The sequence below is a fragment of the Methanolobus psychrotolerans genome (assembly GCF_002243045.1).
Lineage (GTDB): Archaea > Halobacteriota > Methanosarcinia > Methanosarcinales > Methanosarcinaceae > Methanolobus > Methanolobus psychrotolerans.
The window spans coordinates 1-18,639 of record NZ_MBKP01000047.1 but is presented as its reverse complement, the minus strand read 5'-3'; the positions used below and the strand labels follow the sequence as shown (position 1 = coordinate 18,639).

The following is an 18,639-nucleotide window of genomic DNA, read 5'->3' as shown; positions in this document are numbered from 1 at the left end:
TTCACATTTTCCTTTTTGGCCTCTATCTTTTTTCCAAATAATTTTTCGTATTCTCTTATGCCTTTAACACTTTTCAAACTTATACTGTTTACTTCACAATTTTCTGTAAAGTCACATAATTGAAGCAATACTTTCTTATATCCCTTGCCAGTAATCTTAATCATGGATTATACCTTTTTACGAGTTATTTTTACGATTGCAAACATAATATAGCTTTAATTAGGTATAATTCTTTCTATATAGGTTAGATTTTGATTTAAGTTATGTTTATGCAAATTTTTACAGAAAAAAGTATTCTAAGAAGAGATTAAGAGAAAAGAAGTATTTTAGAGGAAAATGGTTAAGCCTCATTTAATTTGATTACCATTTACATCTTCAATTTGATCTAACCACCATTTGCTTACATAATTTCTACTATTAATGGAATTTCTTTGTTCTGAAATGTTGTTATAGCCAAAACGATAGTTAGTTCCATCAGTAGTCTTGACAATCCAGTAATTTCCAAATGAATTTGTATTAGTTGTAGTCTTGGTAATGTTCAAAAAACTTTCAATTTTAGTGTGATACGAACCTTCTTCTTCTACATAGACAAGTTCATAGTTTGAACCATCAAGTACGAGAATAAATTCATCATCATTTGTATTTTCAGTAGTGTATCTAGTATCTCTGATAATACAGTTATCATTTAATGACCAACCCATTCCAAATGATCCATGAGTTCCTTTTAAGCCCAAACTGCTGGAATAGGTAAGATCAACTTTTGGTTCTAAGCCTGCTCTTCCCTTTATGGTTTCAATTGGATATGTATACACAAACGAACCTGTAAATAAGCTGGTATCTGAATAATCATTTTCGCTTTCAATTTTAGGATATGTGCGACTTGTTGCACTTTCGACTAAAAACCCTGGATCTTCAGTGGGTACAGAAATTGAAGATATCAGAGTCTCAATTTGAGATATTTCAGCTTCAATATTTTCACTTTCGGACTCTAAAATTATTTCACTGGCATATTCCATGTCTACAGAATCTACACTTTTTTCATTACTTGAAGAAGAGTCTGTATGTGAATTATCTGTACTGTCGCTTTCGCTTGAGTCTATATTTTCAAGACAATAGACATTTGGTGTCAATAAGATAATAATAATAAATACAGCAATCAGTTTTTGAATCAACCTTCCACTTTTTTGTACCATTTTATTCCTCGTATTGAATAGTTTATGAGGTATATGAAGTCACTTACATATATAATTTACTTTTACAAATGATAATTTTATATATTTAAATAATAAAAACAGGGCATTAAAAATAAACTAGATCTAACGGGCTTAAAAATTTATCTTAGAAGGAAATTGCTGACTCTTGTTTATAATAGCATTGCAGTCCTTTTAAAGGTGTGACTACAGACAAATCATCAGGGTTTTGGGCTACAATTATATATTGACACACTACTTTTCATTCATTCTTTTTGAAATGAGTGTTCAATTGGATAGAATGTACCTTACTCTTTGTGATTGTTGTAGATTACCGGTTATTTGGGTAACAAAAGAAACCTCCGATTAGGCAACCTAATAAGTAAAGTTTTTTGTGATTTACATTGAGTATACCAAAAAATCAGCAGATACTCAATGATGTTTTTTACCTGTTCTGTGGAGGGGCTTTAATTGCAATCCGATACTTTTAATTCAGAAAACTTTGAATTCTACAACACAATTCAGCTCAAGGTATTTTTCATAACAAGCAAGCTAACTTTTTCAATAAGATTTAACTATAACCTTTGGTGTTCATCCATTATATTTAAATTGAATATTGCAGTAGGAATACCACAGTTACTATTAAGGAATAATTTCAGTTAAATTATAATTGACTTTCAGCATGGAGAATCCCACATGATAGAGGAGATCACCAATCAGTACGACCCACAGAAAATAGAGAAAGAGATACATGATTTCTGGACAGAGGTCGGTGCCTATTCCAAGGTACGTGAGCACAGAAGAGGCGGAAAAAGATTCTTTTTCGTAGATGGGCCACCGTACACTACCGGACATATCCATCTGGGCACTGCCTGGAACAAGATAATCAAGGATTCCATTTTAAGATACCGTTCCATGAACGGCTACGATATTGTTGACCGTGCAGGCTGGGACATGCATGGACTTCCAATAGAAGTTAAGGTTGAAGGAGCTCTTGGTTTTACGTCCAAGAAAGACATTGAGACCTATGGTGTTGGTAATTTCATAGAGAAATGTAAGGAATTTGCCCTCAGCCAGAAAGATGATATGACCGGTCAGTTCCAGATGCTTGGTGCATGGCTTGACTGGAAAGACCCTTACATGACACTGAGGGACGAATATATCGAAGCTGCGTGGTGGACCCTCAAGCAGGCCCAGGAGAAAAAGCTGCTGGAGCAGGGAAAACGTGTAGTGAACTGGTGCCCTCGATGTGAAACTGCAATTGCAGATTCTGAGGTAGAGTATGAAGACAGGACAGACCCATCTATATTCGTTAAATTCAGGATAAAGGGTGAAGAAGATACATTTGTCGTCATATGGACCACAACGCCGTGGACGATTCCTTCCAACGTAGCTGTAGCAGTGCATCCTTCCTTTGAGTATTCAAAGGTAAAAGCTGTAACTTCAGATGGAAAAAAAGAGGTCCTTATCATAGCCTCCGGGCTTGTTGAGGCCGTACTGAGAAAAGGAAAATATGTAGACTATGAAGTTCTCAGCACAATGCTTGGTGAGGATCTGACATCACTTAAGTACGAAAGTCCTCTGATTGATATGGTGCCAAAACAGGCAGCTATGGATCATGGCATCTACCTTGCCGATTTTGTGACTGCAGAGAACACCGGTTGTGTACACATTGCCCCAGGGCATGGTATGGACGACTTTGAAGTAGGAAAGAAGAACAGCCTTCCTGTCTTCTGTCCGGTAGGTCCTGACGGACGCTACACCGAAGAGGCTGGAGAATATGCCGGCATGCATATCCGCGAGGCAAACAAAGTCGTCATCGAGGACCTCAAAGAACGTGGCAACCTGCTTTCCGAGGGCAGTATTGAACACAGGTACGGTCACTGCTGGCGTTGTAAGACGCCTATCATCTATCTTGCCACCGAACAGTGGTTCATCAAGATAGGAGAACTCAAGGAACAGATGCTCTCTGAGATCGAAAAGGTAAAATGGTATCCTGATTGGGCAGGCTCTGCAAGGTTTAAGGACTGGGTAGAGGGAGCCCGTGACTGGTGTATATCCCGCCAGAGATACTGGGGTATCCCCATACCTGTATGGAAGTGTAAGAGCTGTGGAAAAATGCATGTAGTTGGTACCAAGGCAGAGCTTCAGGAAATGTCAGGAATTACTGAAGACATCGAATTGCACAGACCGTATGTGGATGAAGTCCTGCTTGACTGTGAATGTGGCGGCAGGATGAAACGTGTGGAAGATGTCTTTGATGTCTGGTTCGATTCAGCTGTAGCTTCATGGGCAACCCTGCGCTTCCCGCAGCATAAGGAAGAATTCGATAAATGGTGGCCTGCAGACTTTATTACCGAGGGGCAGGACCAGACACGTGGCTGGTTCTATTCACAGCTTGGTGCCAGTATGGTGGCTTTTGGCAAGGCTCCTTACAAAAGCGTGCTTATGCACGGTTTTACTCTGGATAGTGAAGGCAGGAAGATGTCAAAGAGCCTTGGAAATGTTATTGCACCAGTCGATGTCATTGAGAAGTTCGGTGCAGACACACTGCGTAGTTTTGTACTCTCTTCAAGTGCACCATGGGAAGACCTGAAATTCGTCACAGGTGAGCTTGGGAACATCAACCGGACCCTGAACATCCTCTGGAACGTGTACCGCTTCCCGTTGCCTTACATGGTTCTGGACAAGTTTGATCCTTCACAGGTATCACTGGAATCTGTCAAACCGTATCTACGCAAGGAGGACAGGTGGATACTTTCCAGGGCACAGTCACTGATTGCAGATATCGATGATGCTATGGCAAAGTGCACGCTGCACAAAGCTCTGAGAGCTATCAACGAGTTTGTCCTTGAAGACCTTTCAAGATGGTATATCCAGCTCATCAGGCCAAGGACCTGGGTAGAGGCCGATGATCCGGATAAGCTTGCAGTCTATCGTGTACTGTATGATGTCTTCGTCCTGACTGCAAAAGCAATTGCACCTTTCATGCCACACCTGGCCGAGGAGATGTACCAGAATCTTGTCAGGAACGCCTATCCGGATGCACCCATATCAATTCACATGACCGACTGGCCTGTAATTGATGAAGGCTTGGTGGACAAGGACCTTGAAGCTCATATGGAAATGGCCCGCTCTATAGTGGAATCTGCATCAAATGCCCGCCAGAAAGTAGGCAGGAAACTCAGGTGGCCTGTTTCGCGCATAATAGTAACACCGCTCAGCCAGCAGGCAGTTGATGCGGTGCTGAACCTTAAATCAGTACTCATGGACCAGACCAATTCAAAAGACATTGTACTGACAGGCATAGGTGAATCATGGAATGAACTAGGATTTGAGGCGAATCCAGATCCTGGGGCTATCGGACCTGTCTTTAAGGGTGATGCCGGTAAGGTGATTGGAGCTATTAAAAAGGCAAATGCAACACAGTTGAAGAAATCACTGGCTCTGGAAGAACAGTTCGAACTGGAACTCCCCGGAGGAACAGTTACGATCAAACCGGAAATGGTGAACTTCATAGAAACACTCCCTGACATGGTTGCAAGTGCCCAATCCATCGCAGGTATCATCTATGTTGATGCCACACTTTCCCATGAGATCGAATCTGAAGGTTTCACAAGGGAAGTTATCCGAAGAGTGCAGGATATGAGAAAAGAGCTAAATCTTGCAGTAGATGACAACATCAGGTCCCACATACAAATCAATGATGAAAGAGTGCTGGATCTTGTGCTTGACCGTGAGCAGTTCATTGCAAAAGAAACCCGTGCAAATGTGCAGGTCATCGGTCTTGATGTGGATACCGCAGGTTCCCTGGAAAAGGACTGGGATGTTGAAGGCATATCCATGAAGATAGGCATATCAAAGGCAAAATGAGGATGAATGGACTTTAATCAGTGGGAACCCATTTACGAGTCGATATTAAAGGACATGGGATTTAGCAGGGAAGGTGATGAGCAGGCTGCTCTCATCCTCTCTGACATGCTCTGTTCCTCCAATTCTGCAGATATTTCCTGGCTTCTTGAGTTAATAGAAGGCAGGGATATCCTTGTCTGCGGGAATGCTCCAGTACTTGGGGATGAACTTGAACTTGTTTACGCAGATGATCTTATTATAATAGCTGCCGATGGAGCCACTGCAGTACTTGTTGACAGGGGTATTATTCCCGATGTCATAGTCACTGACCTTGATGGTGATGTTGAAAAAGAGATATTTGCCAATAAGAAAGGTTCCCTGATAGTTGTACATGCACACGGTGACAACATTGATAAACTGAAAATGTATGTTCCTTTGCTGAAAAAGATAATCGGGAGCACCCAAGCTGCACCGCTGGATAATGTTTTTAATTTCGGTGGTTTTAGTGATGGTGACAGGTGCGTCTACCTGGCAAAAGAGTTCGGTGCCGCCAGTATAAACCTTGTGGGTTTTGACTTTGAGGATAAGAATGTCAACCCTGTTAAGAAAAAGAAGCTGGAATGGGCCCGCCTGCTGATTGAAAGAATAAATCCTTAAATTCATTGGATGTTCTATTTATCTTTTTTTCAAGTTTGTTACAGATACTGTTTTATCAGAATCTATATATAATTTCGTTATAAATATCTATAAGAGTCCCATGCAAACACTGGTAATCTGCATTGACAGAGATAATGACCTTGGAGACAAAGCCGATGTTCACGGCCCTCTCATAGGTAAAGAAGCGAACATTGAGGCAGCAGTCAAGCTTGCAACGGCAGACCCGGAAGATTCAGATACAAATACCATCTTCGGAGGTGTCAAGATACTCGATGAGTTGCTTGCAAGGGGAATTGATGCAGAAATAATTACTCTTGCCGGTGATAGGAACATCGGTATAATCTCTGACCAGAAGATCGCAAACCAGCTTGACATGCTTTTGAAGAAATTCCCTGCGGAATCTGCTATCTTTGTATCCGATGGTGCTGAGGACGAAACACTGCTTCCCATTGTTCAATCAAGGATCAAGATAGATTCAGTCAGGCGTATTGTGGTCATGCAGAGTGCCAATCTGGAAAGTACTTATTACATAATCAAACACGCTTTCAATGATCCTAAAATATCCCAGACCTTCTTCGTTCCGCTTGGACTTGCAGCTCTAATCTATGCGTTCTTCCTGCTTATCGATTATTCCCAAGGTGCAATCATAGGTATTCTGGCATCTGTGGGTCTTTATATGCTTTACAGGGGATTCAGTGATACAGTTGATTTTTACTGGGAGAAACTAAAAGACTCCTTCCACTCTGGAAGAATGATATTTTTCACTTATGCAACGGCAGTTGTATTAATTGCGGTTGCTACTATTCTTGGCCTTATGGATGTATGGTCACGTTACACAGCACAAGGTATATGGTATTACGGAGCAGTTCCGCTGGTTACATCTTTCATTCACAAGACTATCTGGATCTATGTTCTGGCAATACTCTTTGCAGACGCAGGAAAAATATTGGATTGCAAGCAACGTGGTGAGTCTTTCAGTAGGTATCTGATACCTGCCTTTTTTGTGGTATCCATAGGTTTCCTTTTCTGGGGAGCCACTAGTTATCTCATTTCAATGAGCCCTGTGCTTGGAAGTACCGAAAATGATCCACTTTCAGGAATGCAATTTTTTATTTATTCCATAGTCTTTGCTACAATTCTTGCACTGGCAGGAATCAAAGTATCAAATCGTCCGCAACCAGCAAGACAAAAACCAAAAAGGGATAAAAATGCAGGAAAGAAGTAATAACTATCAGGATCTAGACCTGCCTGTCGCTTTAATAGGCGGGGTTGCCTTTACTTCAGTGGAATCATGCAGTGAATTACCTGTAAGTACACCATATGGTGATATCCTTGTCTATATATCTGAAATCGGAGGCAAAAACGTTGCATTGGTGCCCAGGCATGCAAATGGAAATCGGCACGTTCCTCCTCATATGATTAACTACAGGGCCAGCATTTATGCTATACATGAGCTGGGTGTGAATAGGGTAATATCCACCAATTCAGTGGGCACAATGAAAAATCATCCTGTTGGCAGTTTCTTTTTACCAGATGACTTTCTTGATTTCACTAAGAACCGGCCATCTACTTTTTTTGATGAACGAACAGTTCATGTGGATGTAGGTGAACCTTATTGCCCGCATCTGAGAAAACTCATGAGCGATTCTCTTGCCCGCAGGAAAATTGGGTTTTCGGGAGGTGTTTATGTCTGCACTGAAGGCCCAAGGTTTGAAACAAAAGCGGAAATACGTATGATGCGGCAATTCGGGGATGTTGTGGGTATGACCGGTCTGCCTGAAGTTGTGCTGGCAAAAGAACTGAATATGTGCTATGCTTCAATCTGTACAGTAACAAACGATGCTTGCGGCCTTGGGAAAGGAAAAATGACTGTCAGTGAGGTACTTGATACGCTTGCCGGTATAAAAGATAAATTATGGGATGTCCTCTCTGACGTTATCAGATCACTTCCGGAACAGACTTCCTGTAATTGCAGGTTCGCAACTTCGGATGCAGAACTTTGATCTTTTGCTAAAGGAAAATCAGGCAATATCCTTTGAAGTGTCGATTTGGACCCCCTCTCCTATCTTGAATTTGATGATCTCAGTGCTGGGTACCATTCCCCTGATCTTTGGAATGGCAAGTTTGCTTATAACCTTGTCCGCTCCTTTGTCAAGTATTGATTCAAAGATCACATCACATATATTGAAGGTAAAGTTTTCGACGTCTTCAGCTTTATTATTTTTCAGCCCGAACAGGTAGGTCAGGCATCCCAGATCTTTTGTTGTTTCATAGAGCAAATTAACAAGTTGTTTTATGTGTCCTTTGTTAACAGCAAGTTCCATAAAAAAAGAGAAAGAATCAAAAATTATGTTCACTTCTTCACCATTTGAATCATTTGCAATATTACGCAAATTGTACTCAGTGAACTCTATTATTTTTGAATCTATGAATTCGTTACCTACATTATTGGACATATCTCCGCATGTGGTACAATAATATTCACTGTATATATCCACAAAAATAATGTTTGTGGGGTCAAATCCGAGTTTTATAACATCGTTTAACACAAATCTTGGTCTTCTGCAGGTTGTAAAATAGTATGTTTTACGGGATTGTGTAAATTGATAAAGGAAAACTTCAGACATTGAGCGCGGGTCAGCTGAGAAATATGTAAGCGATCCTGTAGGTAACCCTCCTCCCAATGTCCTGTCAAGAACTAAGATCCCGGTTGAACTGAGGCGTACTCCTTCTTCGATGACCAGATTATGTTCTGGTTTTTTTAGACTGTTGTAAAGGGATGTTTCTCCAATATCCCTGGATTCAGCCTCCCGGCTAATGGTTTCATTTTCCATTCTGTTTTTAGAACCCAGCATTTTTTATCCTCAGTATTATTCAATATTTATATACAATTTGATATTATAAAAACCTGTTTCACAATATACAATAGTATTTATAGGCTATAAGTCATCAAAGAGCAACAATGACTCTCTGGATACTTGCAAGCGCCGAAAGGTCAAAAATTATTATCCTGCCGATACGGGATAAAAAGAAAAAGCCTCTTTTTGTCGGTGAACTCATCCTGAGGCAGACTGACGCAGGCCCGCGTCCGCATAAATTTAAGGTTAAAACAGACGGAAAAGGAGAATTCAAGCCACCTGCTGAATTTGTAGACCTTTTGAGGACTGCTGACCGTATAATGCTGGCAAAGGATGGGGATGAAGGGCAGACTGCCAGTTTTGTAGATATGCTCCAGGGCTTCCAGCTAAGCGCAGATGTTGTAAATGCGTGTAGATTCTGTCTTCTTAAGAACAGGTTCAATTTCCTGAACCGGCGTTCTATCAGATATCATCGGGAAAAAGTATGTGAAGACTGTGCACGGGAAGAGCTCATCAGGTCGCTTAAAAGTTCCCATGTCAATTATGGGGATGAGGTGTGCCAGAGATTTGAAGATATAATGCTCAAAACAAGGGATCTTGACAGGACAATGGCAATGATAAGTCCTGATGAGATGGACAGGGAACTCACAAGGTTTGATTCTATTGCTGCAAATACTTCAGTACCAACGGGAAAGATAAAAGATCTGCCTTTGCACAAAAATTTTAAGAAGTTACTGCTCGAAAAATCAGAAACACTTCTGCCGGTGCAGTCCCTGTCCGTGGAGAGTGGCCTTCTCAAAGGACAGAACCAGCTTGTCACATCTGTGACTGCCACAGGAAAGACTTTGATAGCCGAACTTGCAGGCGTTGAAAATATATTAAGAAAGAAGGGAAAGATGCTATATCTTGTACCTCTTGTGGCGCTTGCCAATCAGAAGTATGACCAGTTCACAAACAGGTATTCATCCCTTGGCCTGAAAACATCCATCAGAGTCGGCAGTGAACGTATCAAGACCTCAAAGAATGCATCCATGCAGAGAACCCTGGATTCAGATATAATTGTAGGAACCTATGAGGGTATTGATTACATACTTAGGACGGAGGGCGCTGATCTGCTGGGACAGGTTGGAACTGTTATTATAGACGAGGTTCACATCATAGAAGATTTGGAAAGAGGTCATCGTCTGGATGGAGTTATCGCAAGGCTGAAGTATAGTGCACCAAGTGCGCAATTCATCTATCTATCGGCAACTGTAGCCAAACCCCAGATGCGTGCAAAACAGCTTGGGGCAAAACTTATTGAATATGAGTATCGTCCGGTGCCTATAGAGAGGCATCTGGTACTCTGCCCCGAGCACTCCAAGATAAAGATAATGACCCGGCTTGTAAGGGAAGAGTTTGCTACTACTTCTTCTAAGGGGCACAGAGGGCAGACTATAATATTCACAAATTCAAGGCGCAACTGCCATCGTATATCTGAGGCACTGCCAATATTTGCTGCTCCCTACCATGCAGGCCTCACAAGCCAAGAGCGAAAAAAAGTGGAAATATCTTTCCTAAAGGGAAAACTTCCTGTTGTAGTAACAACGGCAGCCCTAGCCGCAGGAGTTGATTTTCCGGCATCACAGGTCATTTTCGAGTCCCTGGCAATGGGCATCGAATGGCTTTCCATGCAGGACTTCCTCCAGATGCTGGGGCGTGCAGGAAGACCTGATTATCACGATCGTGGTGAGGTAGTTCTACTTGCGGTTCCGAATAAGAAATACTCAGGTGACAGGGGTGATACTGAGGATGCTGTTGCCCTTAAACTGCTTAAAGGTGAGATGCAGTATACGAAGGTGGAATACGGTGACGATGAAAAACTGGAGGAAATTCTTGCCTCATCAGCTATTACTTCTTCGAAGAAAGATCTTGAGAAGATCCATTCTTATATGCTGGCTGATTATAATGTAGATATATTGCTGGAAAAACTTGCAAGAAATAAGTTCGTGCATAAAAAAGGGGACTTCATATCACTTACTAAATTCGGCAAGATCGCAGCAGGGCATTTCCTGTCAATGTCAAAGGCATTCCTTATACGCGATTCAGTTCTTGTGGGACAGGATCCCCTTGTTACGGTTTCCAATCTGGAATTTTTTGATTCGGTTTACTACAAGTATGCAGCCCGCATATCTGCTGCTCTTGAGGTGAATCTTCCGACAAGGGTGTTCCAGGGCGCTTCCCTGGATATTCTGTTTGAAGGGGAAAATATGGACAAACTTGATATAGTACTGCGTGACCAGTTGTTTGAGTTCGCTGCCGATTTTCTGACATGTAATTGCCGTGATTCTCCATATTGTGGCTGCGCTGAGCGCAAGTTCTCTGAAAAGATCATATCCATCAGGACTGAAGGCTATGAGCCGGATGGAATTGTCCGGAAACTGGAGCAACTTTATGGGGTTACTGCTTATCCGGGAGATGTGCTTGGTTACCTTGATAATGTGGTACGCAATCTGGAGGCTGTGGAATTGATAGCTGCGGCATATTCTAAGAAGGATGTGTCTCTCAGGGCACGCAGTCTCAAGAAGCTTGTGGAAGGTTAATACAAAGCCCTTATAGTAAAAATTACTGAGGCAATTCAAATAAGCATCAAAAATTATAATAGTTATGTCTACAGATAGAAGTCTATTGAGGATATGATTTGTATGGATTCAGAAAAAAACGAAGGTGACATAATGGCTGATATACCGGAAGAGATAAAGAAAAAGAAAAATGTCAGGATAGAACTGTATAAGCCGGATGATTTCAAACAGGTTTATTCAATCGGTGCAGTAGGCGGGCACAGTCCCTATGATTTCAGGATTGGTTTCTATAATGACATGCCTATGGCTATTAGCAAGTCAGGTGATGAGCAGGTTATCCAGAGAAGGCTTGAGACGGAGATAATACTGTCTCCTTTGGCCACTGTTGAACTTGTGCGCTGGCTTAGTCAACACATACAGAATTATGAGGCCACATTTGGTCCGATTGCAAAACCTCCTGCGAGCATAAAAAAGAAAAAGTCTGAGCCTGTACAGGATAGTACTGAAATACAGGGTTACATTTGACCTTGCATCAAGGTGCAGTTATATATTAATAGATCAATTGGCAAATCGCCAAGAATAAATATGATATTGGCTATTTTTATTAGCCTGAAAACGTAATGTTATATGGTAAATATTATTCTTTTAAATGAAAGCGAGGATTAATTTTGTTCCCTAGTAAGAAAGTCCAGAAATTAGTTGGATCCAAAGTCCAGGTTGAGATGAAAGGTGACCTTCACCTGCTCGAAGGAACTTTAAAAAGTGCAGATGATTATATGAACCTGCATATGGTAGACACTATAGAGGTCGCAAATGGTGAGCGTCTGCGTTCTCTTGGTTCTGTCGTATTGCGTGGCAACAATATTATTCTTGTTGTTCCTATGGAAGAATAAACACTCAGTGAACAGTCAATGGAAAGTAACATGAGTATCGAAGAGACTGCATTAAATCTTATTCGAGACAGTAAGGAAGGCATTTTCCAGAATGAACTCTGGAAAATGCTTGAAATTGACAGTCGTAAATGCTCCAGAGTTGTGTCGAAGCTTTTGGATGATGACCTGATCATCCGAGAGCAAGCTGTCTCCAACGGAGCCAGGACTTACCTTCTTAAGCTTAAGGAAGAAGAGAAGCCCTGCTTTGATCTCCTGTTATCAGGAGATATGTTCTCACCATGTGCTGGTTGCAGGGATGCCTGTCAGCCTGAATCCTGTGAAAAACTCACTTCATGGATTGCAAACCTCAATGACGATGAGAAAACAGAGGATAAGTAATGATTCAGGCGAAAGCTTTAATAAGTATATGTGCTATGTTGGAGTCGCTTCACTAAAGCGAAATCAACGTGCTCCGATAGTGTAGTTCGGCCAATCATTCCGGCCTTTCGAGCCGAAGACTCGGGTTCGAATCCCGATCGGAGCACCATACAATTTTTTAAACTAATTATAGAAGTTGTCATGCAGGTTTTTCTGTAAAATAATAACTGTTTAACTGTATCGATGTCGTTTTTGTAGAAATTGATTAAAATTCCAACTAAAATCCAATTTATAGATATTTTACTGTGCGGGATTTATTGCAGAGTTTGGCCTAGTATTAAAGGAAAGGTCGGATATAATTTCCAATGAGTTTTGCACTTTAACCTGAGGTATAACGTGTCATTTGATAATCTAAATTTAATATCCCCGCTTCAGCGGGCATTGTCCGAGGAAGGGTATACAACACCTACTCCGATACAGCAGCAATCCATACCACATTTGTTAAGTGGTAAAGATATGATAGGTATCGCCCAGACAGGTACAGGCAAGACTGCTGCATTCATATTACCAATTCTTCAGAATATGTCGTCATCATCTAAAACTTCACGTCCGGGATTCCCTCGTGTTCTTGTACTTGCGCCCACCAGGGAGCTTGCAGCACAGATAGGGGACAGCTTTGCTACGTATGGAAAGTTCACCCGTTTCAAGCACACAGTCATATTTGGTGGTGTTGGCCAGGGGGCACAGGTAAGAGCTCTCTCAAAGGGCGTAGATGCTCTTGTAGCAACTCCTGGCAGGCTGCTTGACCTTGTAGCCCAAGGCTATGTAAGACTATCAGCTGTTGAGTATTTTGTTCTTGATGAGGCAGACAGGATGCTTGACATGGGCTTTATCAATGACGTATATAAGGTCGTAGATATGTTGCCACTGAAACGTCAGTCACTTTTCTTTTCGGCCACCATGTCCGCGGATATATCTGATCTTGCCAGGAAGCTGTTAAGTAATCCTGTAAAAGTAGAGGTCACTCCACAGGCAACTACAGTGGAGCGTATAGACCAGTATGTCTTTTTCGTTGACACTGACAATAAGAATGAATTACTTTTACAACTCCTGAGAAGCAAACATCTAGAGTGTGTCCTTGTGTTCACTCGCACAAAGCATCGTGCCAATAAGGTTGCTGAGATGCTTAGCAAGAACAGGATTCCTGCTGATGCTATCCACGGGAACAAGTCCCAGAACCACCGTACAAAGACACTTCAGGATTTCAGGTCAGGACACCTGCGTGTGCTGGTTGCAACAGATATAGCTGCCCGTGGTATTGATATTGAGGATATATCCCACGTCATAAACTATGACCTGCCAAATGTCTCTGAAAGTTACGTACACCGCATAGGACGCACTGCAAGAGCAGGAGCTGACGGAACAGCATTCTCATTCTGTGCCGCCGATGAGCGTGATTTCCTCCACGATATTGAAAAACTCATCCGGATTAAAATCGAGGTTGCAGATCATGATTTCCATTCTGAGAAAGCGAAAAATGCCACCGGTACTGAGGCAAAACCAGCTCCCAGGCAACAGGGAAGGCCGGGTGGAAGAACCGGGCCTAAAAGAAGTCAGGGCAGAGGTAAGAAAGGCGAAGGCAAGGACGGTAAAACGAATGCTGGTAGCAGTACCAGACCCAAGAAAGACATCAAGGCAAAGACCATCCAGTCTTCAAATACGAATAGAGGACAAAGTGTTAATAAGAGCGGTAATCGCTCTGGTTCCGGAAATAAAAACCAATCTGTAAGAAGATGAGCGGGTAATTTCTGGTAATTTTTAGTAGTCCTCATCAGTAGCATTGATCCAGGCATGAACCGAAAATGCTAATGTCTGCTACTGACTTTATATCTGCCTCATACACAGACCAGATTCATATTTTTGTTCTGCAAAATGAAGTGATCCCAAATGATGTATGTCATCCAGTTCGCAATTATTCTTGCCATCTGCATCATTGGCAACATGCTTCATGATTATCTTCAGCTGCCCATCCCCGGAAATGTCCTTGGAATGACGTTACTGCTGTTCCTCCTGCTGACAGGTATCATCAGGCTGTCAATGATAGAGGATGTAAGTAACTTCATGCTGAAGCACCTCTCATTTTTCTTCATCCCGGCAGCTGTAGGGTTGATCACATGCTTCTCGATTCTTGAAGGAAAGTGGGCTGCTTTGATGTTCATATCTGTAGTTTCCACATTTATTATTGTAGTTGTGACAGGAGCAACGGTCCAGATACTCATGAAAAGGAGGCAGTACCGTGAGTGAATTAATCTCTCCGTTTGTGCGGTCGCCTTTATTTGGCATAAGTATATCCCTTCTTACCTTCTATGCAGGCAGTCTGCTCTACAAAAAGACAGGTTCATCTCTGATGAATCCTCTTGTGCTAAGCATGGTGATGATCATAGTTCTTCTTTTGAGCTTTCACATCAGCTTTGATGATTATAACAGGGGTGGGCAGTTCATATCATTCTTCCTGGGTCCGGCTACCGTTATTCTGGCTGTGCCTCTGTATCGGAAGATAAACCTGCTGAAGGAGAATGTGGTTCCAATTCTTGCAGGAATCAGTATTGGTTCTGTTGCGGGTATTGTAAGTATCATTGTCATGTGTAAAATATTCGGGTTTGATGAGCTGATCAGCGTTTCCATGATCCCTAAGTCTGTCACGACTCCCATTGGGATCGAGATATCCAGCCAGCTTGGCGGTCTGCCTTCCATAACCGTGGCAGCCATAGTTTTTACAGGTGTAGCAGGCGTTCTGCTGGGCCCGGCGGTCTGCAAGTTGTTCAGGATAGACGACAAGGTGGCAGTAGGTGTGGCCATTGGTACATCATCCCATGCTCTTGGCACTACCAAAGCTGTTGAGCTTGGTGAGACCGAGGGTGCCATGAGCGGGCTGGCAATCGGTATCGCAGGGCTGATGACGGTGTTCCTTGCTCCGTTACTGGCTAAGTTATTGATGTAAAAGCGTTTTTTGATATCCTGGCAGATAGGATTAAATCAAACATGTTTTTCTATTGTTAATCCATGTTCTATAAATCAAGAAGCAGTAGTCATATTATTATAGTTCGGTTCTGCTTCCTGAAATCATATTCTCAAAATCTATCTTTCCCTTTCAGACCCGGATAAATGTCACGTAAATAAATCCAACGGTCATCAGCAGGAAAAACAGCAATCCTGTCCAGCTTAGTAACTTGAGGAATGGACCGGGCCTGTCTTCGATAGGTACGTTGCTGCCGTTCATCACCTTGTAGTTGATGTAGGCCAGGATCGGAGAGGTTACAAAACTGACAATAGCGGCAAAGCTTAATAATTGCATCAGGCTCTGGACAAAGTAAAGCACGATCAGGCAGGTTGCTACCACTGACAATACTATCGTTATCTGGAACATTTGATTGAAACGCCTGGAAAGACTGTCACTTAGTAACGTACAACTTGCTGCTAATGACCGGGGATAACCATCGACACAGGTCATGGTGGTGCTGAACATGGTTAAAAATGCGGCAGTCAGGATAAGTGGTTTTGACCAGTCACCAATATTGGCTGAATACAGGCTGACAAGTTGCTGGCTGAAGGCGGTGCCGCCAATGGCAAGTTCATGGCCAGATCCAAATATAATAAGTTTGCCGAGCATCACAAAGGCCACAGCCATGACCACGGCCAACAGATATCCCAGGTAAAAGTCAATTGATGTTTCTTTGGTTGTGGCGAAGTGATCAGTTTCTTTTTCACGGCTGAACATCCACAGACTTGACCAGGCTGAGAGGTCTATTGGTGCTGGCATCCAGCCCAGTAACAATATTAGGAATGGAAAAGCCTGCCATGTCCAGGCGCTGGGACCTGTAAAATCCGGTGAGCCAACCGGACCATGGGAAAAAGCAAGAGCCAGTGCCACTAAAGTACTGACACTTAGCAGGACGACTATTATTTTGGCGGCTTTATCCAGCAGTTTGTAATGTCCTAACAGAATAACTGCCGCACAGATTATCATTATGCCAATTGTGAAAGCAGTTATCAGGCTACCGTCAAACCCGTAACCTGCAAACAGTGTACCACTAAGCATAGCTACTCCGGCCGTGTTGATTACACCGGTAAGGATATTGATTCCCAGGAAGATATATACATAGATGACTCCCTGCCGCTTATAACCTGCCAGGAGACTTTCACCAGTGGCAGCCGTGTAACGCTGTCCATAAAGGAAAAACGGGTATTTGAATAAGTTGGCCAAGAGGATCAAACCTATCAGGCTCCAGCCGTATAGAGCTCCGGCCTGGGTTGACCAGACAAGATGTGAGCCCCCTATGGCGGCGCAGGCTACCAGAATACCCGGACCGATGGCTTTGAACAGATTGGTTCTGCTGGTCGAGGCCGATAATATATCCAGCCCGGTTGCTTTTAATAGCCTGGTACGGCTGCCGGAACACTCATCGTTTGTAATTTTCATTTTGTCAGTACATGTTTTTTTCGTCATTTTCATCCCAGAATATATTTCAAAATATGTTTCATATGTTAATTTCAATACGTATTTTTAATAAATTACTAATATATATAGTTCTTCATACAAAACAGTGCCTCTATGTTGTTGTTTTATCCTCATTTAGTTCACACATTTTAAAATTGAATAGAAAGCTTTTTTTTATCTGTCTGTTTTCCGCCGAGGATTAAATGGAAATAGTTTCCCAACAGAAGAATTGATAATCCTATAAATCCGGGAGTTTTCATGATCCGTATACAAAAAAGATATCAGGATGAAGCTGAAGAGATTAATGAGGAAGATATTGACCGTGTTAAAATGAACCTGACAATCACAAGAAAGGTCTGCTGTGGCGGAAGGGAAAAGAAAGACTATGATCTGGGCTGGGTCGAGAATCCTACGGACATGAAGATCACTACTGTTAAAGAGTATGTGATCAAGGACAGGGTGCTTGAGGTCTGGATTGAACCTTGAAGGAATATTTGATCAAGTATTTTGAATTTAAACTGGAACATTTTTTTTATTAAAAAGGGAGTCCGATAGATCAATACAATGCTGTTCATCGAATTTTCTCAGCTTACCTGGTTCCGTTAAAGGAAGTTGTGTCATCACGACAGATATCTCCCACGAAGGAAATATCGTTTTTAAAGTCAATATAGTGCTATTGTTCTTTCATTTCTATTTCCAGACCACCAATTATTCCAGTCGATGCATTGAACACCAATGCGGTGATCACGCCGGAAATGAACCCAATAACTCCATAGAATATGGGGAATAATATGATTGCTGCTGCTCCAAATAGCAAACCGCCAGGTCTGGAGCCTACCGACATGAAACTCATCGGCATGGAAAACAGTGCCATGAACAATCCAAATATAAGTCCCAGTATTGCGTAAAGCACTCCTGCGATCTTTCCAAGTGAAAAGACTCCAACTTTATTTATATATCTTGTTACCATCACTAATACCTCCAAAATATTACATTAAATTCTGTTGGTGAATTATAAAAAGGCATCTGTGGTGGGTTGGAATTTAGGAGAAGCTATAGATGAAAAACAGATCAGATAAAGGCTCTGTAGAAATCCCCATTTAAAAACATAGAGCCACACACCTAAGAGACTTTTTATTATTTTCTGTTTTACCCCCTTATCCTTTCTTCTTTATTTGTATTGATCAGCATACAGTACAGATAAATTAGAATATAAAGCAAATAATTACTATATGTATGACTAAAGGAAACATTCCTCTCAATAAGTCACTGGCAAAAGAGATACAGGATGGAAACGTAATCCAAGAACTTCCCGAAGTAATATACAATAAAAAGATGTACCCTTTGTTTACGGTAATTTCTCCAAAACAGTGTTCTGTTTGTGGTTCTGATCTAAAATCAAACAAATCCTATGACCGATTTATAATCTCAAGTTATGGATTGATCGTTTGTTCAACAACTTATCATATCTGTTCTAATGAAGAATGCAAAAAGCATCACAAAGACGTTATAGTCGGCGTCACTGGCTCTGCAAACTATAGCAATGAATTCCTTGAAAAGCAAATGCATGTCAGGTATGGTAGTCATTGTAGTTTACATAATACACAATATGCAGGTGAAATTTATAGTATTTACAATAGAGCACCATCACCAACGACATTATGGAAATATGAACAAGCGCAAGGGAAGGTAGCTCTCGAACAGTTAGTTGACTGTACTATCAATTTTAGTGGAAAGTTGCACATTGATGGTTACTGGGTTAAAGCAGGATGG

The 18,639-nt window shown here is 41.8% G+C and carries 16 protein-coding genes, 1 tRNA gene and 1 pseudogene; 14 read left to right on the top strand and 4 right to left on the bottom strand.

From position 1 onward, the window contains the following. Window positions 1–347: 347 nt before the first annotated feature. On the bottom strand, window positions 348–1,193 hold the full coding sequence (locus tag BB781_RS13130; protein WP_129582718.1) for a SpvB/TcaC N-terminal domain-containing protein: 846 nt from the start codon (window positions 1,191–1,193) through the stop codon (window positions 348–350). Between the two features lie 693 nt (window positions 1,194–1,886). Between BB781_RS13130 and ileS the strand changes: the two genes are divergently transcribed. The 4 genes from ileS (at window position 1,887) to BB781_RS13110 (ending at window position 7,702) form a co-directional block, all read left to right on the top strand. After that, window positions 1,887–5,063, top strand: a complete 3,177-nt coding sequence (gene ileS, locus BB781_RS13125; RefSeq protein ID WP_094228935.1) for an isoleucine--tRNA ligase — start codon at window positions 1,887–1,889, stop codon at window positions 5,061–5,063. 6 nt (window positions 5,064–5,069) lie between these two features. Further along, on the top strand, window positions 5,070–5,699 hold the full coding sequence (locus BB781_RS13120; RefSeq protein ID WP_094228934.1) for a 6-hydroxymethylpterin diphosphokinase MptE-like protein: 630 nt from the start codon (window positions 5,070–5,072) through the stop codon (window positions 5,697–5,699). 100 nt (window positions 5,700–5,799) lie between these two features. Next, window positions 5,800–6,924 carry a DUF373 family protein gene (locus tag BB781_RS13115; protein ID WP_094228933.1) on the top strand — a complete coding sequence of 375 codons (1,125 nt, stop codon included), beginning with the start codon at window positions 5,800–5,802 and terminating at the stop codon, window positions 6,922–6,924. Then, on the top strand, window positions 6,908–7,702 hold the full coding sequence (locus tag BB781_RS13110; RefSeq protein ID WP_094228932.1) for an MTAP family purine nucleoside phosphorylase: 795 nt from the start codon (window positions 6,908–6,910) through the stop codon (window positions 7,700–7,702). The genes BB781_RS13115 and BB781_RS13110 overlap by 17 nt, the downstream gene beginning before the upstream one ends. 18 nt (window positions 7,703–7,720) lie before the next feature. On the opposite strand, the gene BB781_RS13105 is transcribed toward BB781_RS13110, so the two are convergent. Beyond that, the gene (locus tag BB781_RS13105; protein WP_242492669.1) at window positions 7,721–8,554 is read right to left on the bottom strand and encodes a DUF7125 family protein; all 834 of its coding nucleotides are present in this window, start codon (window positions 8,552–8,554) and stop codon (window positions 7,721–7,723) included. Window positions 8,555–8,661: 107 nt separating this feature from the next. Between BB781_RS13105 and BB781_RS13100 the strand changes: the two genes are divergently transcribed. The 8 genes from BB781_RS13100 to BB781_RS13065 all read left to right on the top strand — a co-directional run bounded on the left by BB781_RS13100 (window position 8,662) and on the right by BB781_RS13065 (window position 15,369). Further along, window positions 8,662–11,139: a DUF5814 domain-containing protein gene (locus BB781_RS13100; protein ID WP_094228931.1), complete on the top strand. Its 2,478-nt coding sequence runs from the start codon at window positions 8,662–8,664 to the stop codon at window positions 11,137–11,139. A 102-nt stretch (window positions 11,140–11,241) separates the two neighbouring features. Next, complete coding sequence (locus BB781_RS13095; protein ID WP_242492668.1) at window positions 11,242–11,643, top strand: DUF3467 domain-containing protein; 402 nt, start codon at window positions 11,242–11,244, stop codon at window positions 11,641–11,643. A 143-nt stretch (window positions 11,644–11,786) separates the two neighbouring features. Then, entirely contained in the window at window positions 11,787–12,011 is a 225-nt protein-coding gene (locus tag BB781_RS13090) for an LSM domain-containing protein (RefSeq protein ID WP_091710324.1), read from the top strand. Window positions 12,012–12,029: 18 nt separating this feature from the next. Next, window positions 12,030–12,389 (top strand): helix-turn-helix transcriptional regulator, encoded by a 360-nt coding sequence (locus BB781_RS13085; protein ID WP_094228930.1) that lies wholly within the window; start codon window positions 12,030–12,032, stop codon window positions 12,387–12,389. Between the two features lie 70 nt (window positions 12,390–12,459). Continuing rightward, window positions 12,460–12,537, top strand: a tRNA-Glu gene (locus tag BB781_RS13080). A 227-nt stretch (window positions 12,538–12,764) separates the two neighbouring features. Further along, window positions 12,765–14,165: a DEAD/DEAH box helicase gene (locus tag BB781_RS13075; RefSeq protein WP_094228929.1), complete on the top strand. Its 1,401-nt coding sequence runs from the start codon at window positions 12,765–12,767 to the stop codon at window positions 14,163–14,165. A gap of 150 nt (window positions 14,166–14,315) precedes the next feature. After that, complete coding sequence (locus BB781_RS13070) at window positions 14,316–14,672, top strand: CidA/LrgA family protein (RefSeq protein WP_094228928.1); 357 nt, start codon at window positions 14,316–14,318, stop codon at window positions 14,670–14,672. Further along, on the top strand, window positions 14,665–15,369 hold the full coding sequence (locus tag BB781_RS13065; RefSeq protein ID WP_207205287.1) for an LrgB family protein: 705 nt from the start codon (window positions 14,665–14,667) through the stop codon (window positions 15,367–15,369). Before BB781_RS13070 ends, BB781_RS13065 begins: the two co-directional genes overlap by 8 nt. Window positions 15,370–15,519: 150 nt before the next feature. Here the strand turns inward: BB781_RS13065 and BB781_RS13060 are convergent, their stop codons facing one another. Further along, window positions 15,520–16,875, bottom strand: coding sequence for an NRAMP family divalent metal transporter (locus BB781_RS13060; RefSeq protein WP_242492667.1), 1,356 nt, complete (start codon window positions 16,873–16,875; stop codon window positions 15,520–15,522). 249 nt (window positions 16,876–17,124) lie between these two features. On the opposite strand from BB781_RS13060, the gene BB781_RS13055 reads away from it, so the two are divergent. After that, window positions 17,125–17,352: a hypothetical protein gene (locus tag BB781_RS13055; protein ID WP_094228927.1), complete on the top strand. Its 228-nt coding sequence runs from the start codon at window positions 17,125–17,127 to the stop codon at window positions 17,350–17,352. 187 nt (window positions 17,353–17,539) lie between these two features. Here the strand turns inward: BB781_RS13055 and BB781_RS13050 are convergent, their stop codons facing one another. Continuing rightward, the gene (locus tag BB781_RS13050) at window positions 17,540–17,836 is read right to left on the bottom strand and encodes a hypothetical protein (protein WP_094228926.1); all 297 of its coding nucleotides are present in this window, start codon (window positions 17,834–17,836) and stop codon (window positions 17,540–17,542) included. A gap of 266 nt (window positions 17,837–18,102) precedes the next feature. Here BB781_RS13050 and BB781_RS13045 point away from each other — a divergent pair. Next, a pseudogene (locus BB781_RS13045) lies at window positions 18,103–18,639 on the top strand (transposase); the annotation flags it as partial.

Coding starts and splice junctions, on each gene's coding strand:
- BB781_RS13085 (WP_094228930.1), top strand. CDS start 12,030: ATGGAAAGTAACATGAGTATCGAAGAGACTGCATTAAATCTTATTCGA.
- BB781_RS13060 (WP_242492667.1), bottom strand. CDS start 16,875: ATGACGAAAAAAACATGTACTGACAAAATGAAAATTACAAACGATGAG.
- BB781_RS13070 (WP_094228928.1), top strand. CDS start 14,316: ATGATGTATGTCATCCAGTTCGCAATTATTCTTGCCATCTGCATCATT.
- BB781_RS13105 (WP_242492669.1), bottom strand. CDS start 8,554: ATGCTGGGTTCTAAAAACAGAATGGAAAATGAAACCATTAGCCGGGAG.
- BB781_RS13055 (WP_094228927.1), top strand. CDS start 17,125: ATGATCCGTATACAAAAAAGATATCAGGATGAAGCTGAAGAGATTAAT.
- BB781_RS13100 (WP_094228931.1), top strand. CDS start 8,662: ATGACTCTCTGGATACTTGCAAGCGCCGAAAGGTCAAAAATTATTATC.
- BB781_RS13050 (WP_094228926.1), bottom strand. CDS start 17,836: ATGGTAACAAGATATATAAATAAAGTTGGAGTCTTTTCACTTGGAAAG.
- BB781_RS13120 (WP_094228934.1), top strand. CDS start 5,070: ATGGACTTTAATCAGTGGGAACCCATTTACGAGTCGATATTAAAGGAC.
- BB781_RS13130 (WP_129582718.1), bottom strand. CDS start 1,193: ATGGTACAAAAAAGTGGAAGGTTGATTCAAAAACTGATTGCTGTATTT.
- BB781_RS13110 (WP_094228932.1), top strand. CDS start 6,908: ATGCAGGAAAGAAGTAATAACTATCAGGATCTAGACCTGCCTGTCGCT.
- BB781_RS13095 (WP_242492668.1), top strand. CDS start 11,242: ATGGATTCAGAAAAAAACGAAGGTGACATAATGGCTGATATACCGGAA.
- BB781_RS13115 (WP_094228933.1), top strand. CDS start 5,800: ATGCAAACACTGGTAATCTGCATTGACAGAGATAATGACCTTGGAGAC.
- ileS (WP_094228935.1), top strand. CDS start 1,887: ATGATAGAGGAGATCACCAATCAGTACGACCCACAGAAAATAGAGAAA.